This is a genomic window from Streptomyces sp. NPDC058741, from assembly GCF_042746715.1.
Classification (GTDB): domain Bacteria; phylum Actinomycetota; class Actinomycetes; order Streptomycetales; family Streptomycetaceae; genus Streptomyces.
Genome location: NZ_JBHYQH010000061.1, coordinates 18476 through 28377, shown reverse-complemented (window position 1 = coordinate 28377; position 9902 = coordinate 18476). Strand labels below are relative to the sequence as shown.

At 71.3% G+C, this 9902-nt stretch carries 9 protein-coding genes; 3 read left to right on the top strand and 6 right to left on the bottom strand.

What is annotated here, in order from left to right:
• Positions 1 to 60: 60 nt before the first annotated feature.
• Positions 61 to 735 (bottom strand): Crp/Fnr family transcriptional regulator, encoded by a 675-nt coding sequence (locus ACFW6P_RS29905; protein WP_010031945.1) that lies wholly within the window; start codon positions 733 to 735, stop codon positions 61 to 63.
• 437 nt (positions 736 to 1172) lie between these two features.
• On the opposite strand from ACFW6P_RS29905, the gene nth reads away from it, so the two are divergent.
• From nth to ACFW6P_RS29890, 3 genes are all read left to right on the top strand, one after another.
• Positions 1173 to 2246, top strand: coding sequence for an endonuclease III (gene nth / locus ACFW6P_RS29900; protein ID WP_386425471.1), 1074 nt, complete (start codon positions 1173 to 1175; stop codon positions 2244 to 2246).
• Between the two features lie 190 nt (positions 2247 to 2436).
• The gene (locus ACFW6P_RS29895) at positions 2437 to 3132 is read left to right on the top strand and encodes an NUDIX hydrolase (RefSeq protein WP_386358784.1); all 696 of its coding nucleotides are present in this window, start codon (positions 2437 to 2439) and stop codon (positions 3130 to 3132) included.
• Between the two features lie 13 nt (positions 3133 to 3145).
• Positions 3146 to 4345: a MarP family serine protease gene (locus ACFW6P_RS29890; RefSeq protein WP_386358721.1), complete on the top strand. Its 1200-nt coding sequence runs from the start codon at positions 3146 to 3148 to the stop codon at positions 4343 to 4345.
• Between the two features lie 62 nt (positions 4346 to 4407).
• Here the strand turns inward: ACFW6P_RS29890 and ACFW6P_RS29885 are convergent, their stop codons facing one another.
• The 5 genes from ACFW6P_RS29885 to acs all read right to left on the bottom strand — a co-directional run bounded on the left by ACFW6P_RS29885 (position 4408) and on the right by acs (position 9850).
• Positions 4408 to 4590 (bottom strand): hypothetical protein, encoded by a 183-nt coding sequence (locus ACFW6P_RS29885; RefSeq protein ID WP_386358723.1) that lies wholly within the window; start codon positions 4588 to 4590, stop codon positions 4408 to 4410.
• A 128-nt stretch (positions 4591 to 4718) separates the two neighbouring features.
• Positions 4719 to 5657, bottom strand: coding sequence for an alpha/beta fold hydrolase (locus ACFW6P_RS29880; RefSeq protein ID WP_386358725.1), 939 nt, complete (start codon positions 5655 to 5657; stop codon positions 4719 to 4721).
• Complete coding sequence (locus ACFW6P_RS29875; RefSeq protein WP_386358727.1) at positions 5654 to 6142, bottom strand: phage holin family protein; 489 nt, start codon at positions 6140 to 6142, stop codon at positions 5654 to 5656. Before ACFW6P_RS29875 ends, ACFW6P_RS29880 begins: the two co-directional genes overlap by 4 nt.
• Positions 6143 to 6262: 120 nt before the next feature.
• Entirely contained in the window at positions 6263 to 7699 is a 1437-nt protein-coding gene (nhaA, locus tag ACFW6P_RS29870; protein ID WP_386358729.1) for a Na+/H+ antiporter NhaA, read from the bottom strand.
• A 192-nt stretch (positions 7700 to 7891) separates the two neighbouring features.
• Positions 7892 to 9850: an acetate--CoA ligase gene (acs, locus tag ACFW6P_RS29865; RefSeq protein WP_386358731.1), complete on the bottom strand. Its 1959-nt coding sequence runs from the start codon at positions 9848 to 9850 to the stop codon at positions 7892 to 7894.
• Positions 9851 to 9902 lie beyond the last annotated feature (52 nt).

Below are 9902 nucleotides of genomic sequence, written 5' to 3'. Positions count from 1 at the left end.
CCCCGTCTCCGCGGAGACGGGGCCCGGCGTCATGTACGGCGGGTGAGGCCCCGGTGTGCGTCAGCGCGAGCGCTTGGCGAGGCGCTCCACGTCGAGCAGGATCACCGCACGGGCCTCCAGGCGGAGCCAGCCGCGCTGGGCGAAGTCCGCCAGGGCCTTGTTGACCGTCTCGCGGGAGGCGCCGACCAGCTGGGCGAGCTCCTCCTGCGTGAGGTCGTGCACGACGTGGATGCCCTCCTCGGACTGCACGCCGAAGCGGCGGGAGAGGTCCAGCAGGGCGCGCGCCACGCGGCCCGGGACGTCCGAGAAGACCAGGTCGGACATCGCGTCGTTGGTCTTGCGCAGCCGGCGCGCGACGGCCCGCAGCAGCGCGGTGGCCACCTCGGGGCGGGCGTTCAGCCAGGGCTGGAGGTCGCCGTGGCCCAGGCCGAGCAGCTTCACCTCGGTCAGTGCCGTGGCGGTCGCCGTGCGCGGGCCCGGGTCGAACAGCGAGAGCTCGCCGATCAGCTCGCCGGGGCCGACCACCGCCAGCATGTTCTCGCGGCCGTCGGGGGACGTGCGGTGGAGCTTGACCTTGCCCTCCGTGACCACGTACAGGCGGTCTCCCGGATCGCCCTCGTGGAACAGTGAGTCACCGCGGGCGAGGGTCACCTCACTCATGGAGGCGCGGAGCTCCGCGGCCTGCTCGTCATCGAGCGCCGCGAAGAGCGGATTGCGCCGCAGAACGTCGTCCACGAGTTCTCTCCCTTTCGACCTGCTCAGGGGATCTTGCTCCCCTGTGTACCAGGGGACCGTGGTGCCCATTTTGCCGGACGGTCCAAACAGTGTGATCTGTCACAAGGATGCCGCACAGGTGTACCGGGGTAAGCGGCAGGGGTCCGATTGGGCGCCGATCTTCAGGGGCCGGGGCGGATCCCGGTGCCTGGCCTTAGGCTGGCCGGGTGTCCAAATCGCCGGTGAGAGCACAGGCCGAGGGGGCTGCGCGGGTGGTTGTACGTCGCGATTCCGCTGTGGGTGAACAGAGTCCTGATGGCGGTAGGAAAACGGCGAAAGCGACAGAGGAGGCGGCTGCTTCCGGAAAGTCGGGGCCGAAGTCGCCGCCGTCCGGGAAGACGCCCTCCGGGGCGGCGGGAGCCGGTGGCGATAAGGCGCCCGCGGAGAAAGCGACGTCTGTGAAGAAGGCGGAGCCTGCGAAGAAAGCTCCCGCTGCGAAGAATGCGGCATCCGCAAAGAAGGCGGCATCTGTGAAGAAATCGTCGTCGCCTGTGAAGAAGCCGGCGGTCGATGCCGCCGAGAAGACCTCCGCCGTGAGGAAGTCCGCGGCCTCGGCCGCCGGGCGGAGCTCCGCGACGCGGAAGACGGCGCCCGTGAAGAAGGCACCGGCCGCCAAGAAGGTCACCGCCGCGCCCAAGAAGGCCACCGCCCGAGTCAAGGGCACCGCCCCCGCGAAGACCGTCGTGCACCCGCCGGGCGGAGAGTCCCGCACCGCCCTGGTCCGACGAGCCCGCCGCATCAACCGCGAGCTCGCCGAGGTCTATCCGTACGCCCACCCCGAGCTGGACTTCGACAACCCCTTCCAGCTGGTCGTCGCCACGGTGCTGTCCGCGCAGACCACCGACCTGCGGGTCAACCAGACGACACCCGCCCTCTTCGCCAGGTACCCCACCCCCGAGGACCTGGCCGCGGCCGACCCGGAGGAGGTGGAGGAGATCCTCCGCCCGTGCGGCTTCTTCCGGGCCAAGACGAAGTCGGTCATGGGGCTGTCCAAGGCTCTGGTGGAGGATTTCGGCGGGGAGGTGCCCGGCCGGCTGGAGGACCTGGTCAAACTGCCCGGCGTCGGCCGCAAGACCGCCTTCGTCGTGCTCGGCAACGCCTTCGGACGCCCCGGCATCACCGTGGACACGCACTTCCAGCGCCTGGTGCGCCGCTGGCGGTGGACCGGCGAGACCGACCCGGACAAGATCGAGGCCGCGATCGGCGCGCTGTTCCCGAAGAGCGACTGGACGGACCTGTCCCACCACGTGATCTGGCACGGCCGCCGCATCTGCCACGCCCGCAAGCCCGCGTGCGGTGCCTGCCCGATCGCTCCGCTCTGCCCGGCCTACGGCGAGGGCGAGACCGACCCGGAGAAGGCGAGGAAGCTCCTGAAGTACGAGAAGGGCGGCTTCCCGGGCCAGCGTCTGCGGCCCCCGCAGGCCTACCTGGACGCGGGCGGCACACCGGCCCCGCCGCTGGGGGCCGGATGAGGTGCCCGGGCAGCCCTCAGCCCCACCCGCCGGCCCGGACGGGGCGCACGGCCCACCCCGCGAGCCGTCCTCCCTGTCCCACGCCCCGCCCAGGCCCCCGTACGAGCCCCCCGAACGGCGGATCGCCGCCGTGCGCGGAACGATCCCGGGGGCGCCGGGCGTTGGACGCGGCAGGACGACGGGGGTGGCGATGACGCGGGCGAGCGACACACAGGGCGGGCCGGTGACGGTGAGCAAGGAGGGCCTGCCCGGCTGGCTGGACCCGGTGGCACGTGCCGTGGAGACGGTCCGGCCGAGGCAGCTGAGCCGCTTCCTGCCGCCGGAGGACGGCGGCGGACGCCAGTCCGCCGTGCTGATCCTGTTCGGCGAGGGCCGGCAGGGGCCCGAGCTGCTCCTCATGGAGCGTGCGAGCTCCCTGCGCTCGCACGCCGGGCAGCCCTCGTTCCCCGGCGGCGCCCTCGACCCGGAGGACGGCGACCCGTACGGCGACGGCCCGCTGCGGGCCGCGCTGCGCGAGGCGGAGGAGGAGACCGGCCTCGACCCCTCCGGCGTCCAGCTGTTCGGCGTCCTGCCCCGGCTGTACATCCCGGTCAGTGGCTTCGTCGTGACACCGGTGCTGGGCTGGTGGCGCGAGCCGAGCCCGGTCGGCGTCGTCGACCCCAACGAGACCGCCCGGGTCTTCACCGTCCCCGTGGTGGATCTCACGGACCCGGCGAACAGAGCCACGACCGTCCACCCCAGCGGCCACCGCGGACCGGCATTTCTGGTCGAATCCGCCCTCGTCTGGGGGTTCACGGCCGGAATCATCGACCGGTTGCTGCACTACGCGGGCTGGGAGCGGCCCTGGGACCGGGACAAGCAGGTCCCGCTCGACTGGCGCGCATGACAGGGTGGCCTTCGTGAACGTGCTGGACATCTTGTTGCTGGTCGCCGCCGTGTGGTTCGCGGTCGTGGGATACCGCCAGGGGTTCGTCGTCGGCATCCTGTCGGTGATCGGCTTCCTGGGCGGTGGCCTCGTCGCGGTCTACCTCCTGCCCGTCCTCTGGGACGTGGCCACGGACAACGCCGAGGTGAGCACGACCGCCGCCGTCGTCGCGGTCGTCGTCGTCATCGTCTGCGCCTCCGTCGGCCAGGCGCTCACCACCCACCTCGGCAACAAGCTGCGCCGGCACATCACCTGGTCCCCGGCCCGGGCCCTGGACGCCACGGGCGGCGTCCTGGTCAACGTCGTGGCGATGCTCCTGGTGGCCTGGCTGATCGGCTCGGCCCTCGCGGGCACGACGCTGCCGACGCTCGGCAAGGAGGTCCGCACCTCCAAGGTGCTCCAGGGCGTCTCCCAGGCACTGCCGGACCAGGCCGCCACCTGGTTCGCCGACTTCTCCACCGTCCTCGCGCAGAACGGCTTCCCGCAGGTCTTCAGCCCGTTCTCCAACGAGCCGATCACCGACGTCCAGCCGCCCGACCCGGCCCTGGCGAACAGCTCGGTGGCGACCCGCGCCCAGCGTTCCATCGTCAAGGTGATGGGCACGGCCCCCAGCTGCGGCAAGGTTCTGGAGGGCACCGGCTTCGTCTTCGCCGACCGCCGGGTCATGACCAACGCGCACGTGGTGGGCGGCGTCGACGAGCCCACGGTGCAGATAGGCGGCGAGGGCAGGAAGTACGACGCCACGGTCGTGCTCTACGACTGGCGGCGCGACATCGCCGTCCTCGACGTGCCCGACCTCAAGGCGCCGGTGCTGCGGTTCACCGCCGAGGACGCCAGCAGCGGCGACAGCGCGATCGTCGCCGGCTTCCCGGAGAACGGGGCCTACGACGTCCGGGCCGCGCGCGTGCGCGGACGCATCACCGCCAACGGCCCGGACATCTACCACCGCGGCACGGTCCGCCGCGACGTCTACTCCCTGTACGCGACCGTCCGTCAGGGCAACTCCGGCGGCCCGCTGCTCACGCCCGACGGCAAGGTGTACGGCGTGGTCTTCGCCAAGTCCCTCGACGACGCCGAGACCGGCTACGCGCTGACCGTGGACGAGATCCAGCCGGACATCACCAAGGGGCGCAGCGCCACCCGGCAGGTGAGCAGCGACAGCTGCGCCCTCTAGCGGGTGCGGGGAGCCGGGCCTGGCGGTGTGTCACGCGCTAGGTCCCTCGGGAGGGTGATGCCTCAATCGCGTGTGGGGCGCAGCCGGACCGAGACCCAGCGGGCCCGGCGGCGGAGGATGAGCGGAATACCGACCCTGGGGTCGGAGGTCACCATCTGCGGTGCACCGCTTCGCCGGTGGGGGTTCGCACCGCCTGCCGAGCGGCGATTGCGGGTTGCGTCACTGTAGTCGTGCGTCCAGCCCATACCCCGACGTGTGCCCCCGCCCCATGGTCCATAACCGCCTCCGGCGCGTCCGATTGGCCTATGCGCCGGGCAAGTGGCTGTTCATCGGACAAGCGTTCACAGCACGGCCGCGGGGCGGGACAGACCGGTCACCGGTCGGGCTCGGGATCCCGCAGCCAGTTGATCAGTTCCGAGGAGAACGCCGCCGGGTCCTCCTCGTGCGGGAAGTGGCCGAGTCCGTCGAACAGCCGCCAGCGGTAGGGGGCTTCGACGTACTCGCCGGAGCCGGCCGCGCTGCGGGTGCGCATCACCGGGTCGAGCGAGCCGTGCAGATGGAGCGTCGGCACGCGCACGGGCCGCTTCATCCGGCGGTTGAACTGGATGCCGTCCGGGCGGGCCAGGGAGCGCACCATCCAGCGGTACGGCTCGACCGCGCAGTGCGCCGCGGAGGGGATGCACATGGCGCGGCGGTAGTTCTCCAGCGCCTCCTCCTCCGGCGGGCGCGGGCCCGACCAGTCCTGGATCAGCCGCGCCACGAGCTCCCCGTCGCCTGCGGTGAGCTGCCGCTCGGGAATCCACGGGCGCTGGAACCCCCAGACGTGTGAACCGGCGCGGCTCTGCTTCACGTCGGTGAGCATCGCCGAGCGCCAGCGCCGCGGGTGCGGCATGGAGGCGACGGCGAGCCGGCGCACCAGCTTGGGGCGCATCGCGGCCGCGGTCCAGGCGAGGTATCCGCCCAGGTCGTGGCCGACCAGCGCGGCGTCCGGCTCGCCGAGCGAGCGGATGACGCCGGTGACGTCGAGCGCGAGGTTGGCGGGGTCGTAACCGCGCGGTGTGCGGTCGCTGCCGCCGACGCCCCGCAGATCCATGGCCACGGCCCGGAAGCCCGCGTCGGCGAGCGCCACCAGCTGGTGCCGCCAGGTCCACCAGAACTGCGGGAAGCCGTGCAGCAGCAGCACCAGCGGCCCGTCACCCAGCTCGGCGATGTGGAAGCGGGCGCCGTTGGCGGCGACGTCGCGGTGGGTCCAGGGGCCGTCCAGGAGCACGGCCGAGGCCGGCTGTGCCGGGGGAGTGGCGGGGTCGGTCATGACGATGAGCGTGCCACAGCCTCGATCGCCTCGGGGACCCGGTCCTGCGGGAGCTCGGGCCGCGGATGCGGCTTGGCGTTCTGCAGCACGCCCGCCGTCTCCTTCATCGACGCGGCGACCTTCTGGGGGGCCTTGCTCTTCTTGGCCTTCTTGGCGAAGGCCACGCCGATCAGCGCGAGCACCACCGCGACGAGCACGTTCGCCGCGAACGACAGCAGGAAGCAGACCGCCAGGTTCCAGTCGCTCCAGGTGCGGATGCCGTATGCCAGTGCGAAGTTCAGCATCGGCAGGGAGAAGATCAGCACCGCGCCGGCCGCCGAGAAGGCGCCGCCGCTGGTGGCCCCCCGTTTGACGTCCTGCTTGAGCTGCGCCTTCGCCAGCGCGATCTCGTCGTGCACCAGCGCCGACATCTCCGCCGTGGCCGAGGCGAACAGCTGGCCGATGCTGCGTTCGGCGCCGACCGGGCTGCCGTCGGGTGCGCTCATCGCGGTCTCCCTCTTCTGCGTACGGTCCGATTTCCGCGTCCTGTGCCTGACTCGCCGCAGTCGTCCGACTGCGTACGGCCTGACCGCGTACGGTCCCGTCTTTTGTACCGTCTCGTCAGATCATGCCGGACCGTCGCGTTCCTCGCCTGCCCCGCCCGGCACTTCGGCAAGCCCGTGCCGCGCAGCCTGCTTCTCCCGGGCGATCCGCCGGTGCTCGGCGGCCTTGCGGTCGTAGAGGTCGGCCAGCCGCAGGTGGTAGGCCGGATCGTCCTCCTCGTAGACGTCCGGGATGCCGTCGGCGTCCTCGTCCCGCTCCTCGTTCTCCCACAGCCTGCGGTACTTGGCGTTCCGTATCTTCAGCAGGACGGTCGCGAGTGTCGCGGCGATGAGCGAGCCCAGCAGGACGGCGGCCTTGACCTCGTCGGTCATCGTCTGGTCGCCGGTGAAGGCGAGTTCGCCGATGAGCAGCGAGACGGTGAAGCCGATGCCGGCGAGGCTCGCCACCGCGAACACGTCCGGCCAGGCGAGGTCGTCGCTGAGCGAGGCGCGGGTGAAGCGGGCCGTCAGCCACGTCCCGCCGAAGATGCCGATCGTCTTGCCGACGACCAGTCCGAGGACGACCCCGAGGGTCTCCGGCTGGGTGAACACGTCGGCGATCGCCTCGCCCGAGACGGAGACACCCGCGCTGAACAACGCGAACAGCGGTACGGCCAGACCCGCCGACAGGGGCCGTACGAGGTGCTCGATCCGCTCTCCGGGGGAGTGGTCCTCGCCCTCGGTGCGGTGGCAGCGCAGCATCAGGCCCATGGCGACACCGGCGATGGTGGCGTGGATGCCGCTGTTGTACATCAGCGCCCAGATGACGAGCGCGAGCGGCACGTACACGTACCAGCCGCGGACGCCCTTGCGCAGCAGCAGCCAGAAGACCAGCAGGCCCACCACGGCGCCGCCGAGCGCGGCGAAGTTCAGCTCGGCCGTGAAGAACACCGCGATGATCAGGATCGCGAAGAGGTCGTCGACGACGGCCAGTGTGAGCAGGAAGGCCCGCAGCGCGCTCGGCAGGGACGTGCCGATGACGGCGAGCACGGCGAGCGCGAAGGCGATGTCGGTGGCGGTCGGCACGGCCCAGCCCGCCAGGGAGCCGCCGCCGGTGGCGCTGGTGACGGTGTAGACGAGCGCCGGTACGGCCATGCCGCACAGGGCCGCGATGACGGGCAGCGCGGCGGCCTTGGGGTCGCGCAGGTCACCCGCGACGAGCTCCCGCTTGAGCTCGATCCCGGCGACGAAGAAGAAGACCGCCAGCAGGCCGTCGGCGGCCCAGTGTGCGACCGACAGGTCGAGGCCGAGGGAGGAGGGGCCCAGATGGAAGTGGGAGACGCTCTCGTAGCTGTCGTGCAGCCCGGGGATGTTCGCCCAGACCAGGGCGGCGACGGCGGCGACGAGCAGCAGGACGCCGCCGACGGTCTCGGTGCGCAGCGCGTCCGCCACGTAGGTCCGCTCCGGCAGGGACAGCCTGCCGAAGACCTTGCGGGGGGTGCTGGGGCGTGGCGCGGTCACGGGGAGACCTCCGGTGGATGGGCAGCACGAATCACGTGCCGACCAGACTTCCCGGCGCCCCTCTGAACACTTGTTTTGCTTAGATTACCTAAGCGTGCGCCGGGGCGCACACGGTGATCCGCGTCACTGGAGCGGAGGGCACCCGGCGCGTGTGCCGGCCGGGTGCCCTCCCCGTGCTCTGCCGGGCGGTGCTCAGTCCTCGCTGGGCGCGGCCGGCAGCTTGCTCTGGATGAGGTCCATGACCGTGGAGTCGGTCAGTGTGGTGACGTCACCGAGCTGGCGGTTCTCCGCGACGTCCCGCAGCAGACGGCGCATGATCTTGCCGGAGCGGGTCTTGGGCAGCTCGGCCACCGGCAGGACCCGCTTGGGCTTGGCGATCGGGCCCAGGGTGTTGCCGACGTGGGTGCGCAGCTCGGCGACCAGCGTTTCCGTTTCGGTGGCCGTACCGCGCAGGATCACGAAGGCGACGATCGCCTGCCCGGTCGTCTCGTCCGCCGCTCCGACCACGGCCGCCTCGGCGACCGACGGGTGCGAGACGAGCGCGGACTCGACCTCGGTGGTGGAGATGTTGTGCCCGGAGACGAGCATGACGTCGTCGACCCGGCCGAGCAGCCAGATGTCGCCGTCGTCGTCCTTCTTGGCGCCGTCACCGGCGAAGTACCTGCCCTCGAAGCGCGACCAGTACGTGTCGATGAAGCGCTGGTCGTCGCCCCAGATGGTGCGCAGCATCGACGGCCACGGCTCGGTCAGCACCAGGTAGCCGCCACCGCCGTTGGGCACCTCGTTGGCCTCGTCGTCGACGACCGTGGCGGAGATGCCGGGCAGCGGCGTCTGCGCGGAGCCGGGTTTGGTCGCGGTCACGCCCGGCAGCGGAGTGATCATCATGGCGCCGGTCTCGGTCTGCCACCAGGTGTCCACGACCGGGGTGCGGTCGCCGCCGATGTTCCTGCGGTACCAGATCCACGCCTCGGGGTTGATCGGCTCGCCGACCGAGCCCAGCACCCGCAGGCTGGACAGGTCGAACTTGGCGGGGATGTCGTCGCCCCACTTCATGAACGTGCGGATCGCGGTGGGCGCCGTGTACAGGATGGTGACTCCGTACTTCTGCACGATCTCCCAGAAGCGGCCCTGGTGCGGGGTGTCGGGCGTGCCCTCGTACATGACCTGCGTCGCGCCGTTGGCGAGCGGGCCGTAGACGATGTACGAGTGGCCGGTGACCCAGCCGACGTCGGCCGTGCACCAGTACACGTCGGTCTCCGGCTTGAGGTCGAAGACGGCGTGGTGGGTGTAGGCGGTCTGGGTGAGGTAGCCGCCGGAGGTGTGCAGGATGCCCTTGGGCTTACCGGTGGTGCCCGAGGTGTAGAGGATGAACAGCGGGTGCTCGGCGCCGAAGGCCTGCGGGGTGTGCTCCGTGCTCTGGCGGCCGACCAGGTCGTGCCACCACACGTCGCGGCCCTCGGTGAAGGCGACCTCCTGGCCCGTGCGGCGCACGACCAGGACGTGCTCGACGTTGCCCGCCTTCTCGACGGCCTCGTCCACGGCCGGCTTCAGCGCGGACGGCTTGCCGCGCCGGTACCCGCCGTCGGACGTGATGACCACGCGGGCGTCGGCGTCCTGGATGCGGGTGGCGAGGGCGTCGGAGGAGAAGCCGCCGAAGACGACCGAGTGGGCGGCGCCGATCCGGGCGCAGGCGAGCATCGCGATGGCCGTCTCGGGGATCATCGGCATGTAGACGGCGACCCGGTCCCCGGCCTGAACTCCCAGTTCCAGCAGGGCGTTGGCGGCCCGGGAGACCTCGTCCTTGAGCTCGGCGTAGGTGAGGGCGCGGCTGTCGCCGGGCTCGCCCTCGAAGTGGATGGCCACACGGTCGCCGTGCCCGGCCTCGACGTGCCGGTCCACGCAGTTGTAGGCGACGTTGAGCTCGCCGTCCTCGAACCACTTGGCGAACGGCGGGTTGGACCAGTCGAGCGTCTCGCTGGGCTCCTTGGCCCAGGTCAGCCGGCGGGCCTGCTCGGCCCAGAAGCCGAGCCTGTCAGCCTTGGCCCGTTCGTACGCCTCCGCCGTGACGTTGGCGTGCGCGGCCAGGTCGGCGGGGGGCGCGAACCTGCGCTCTTCCTTCAGCAGGTTGGAAAGGGAGGAATTCTCACTCATCGTCCCGTCTCCTCCCGCTCAAAGGTGGCCAGGCTTTCGTTGCTCACGGCAT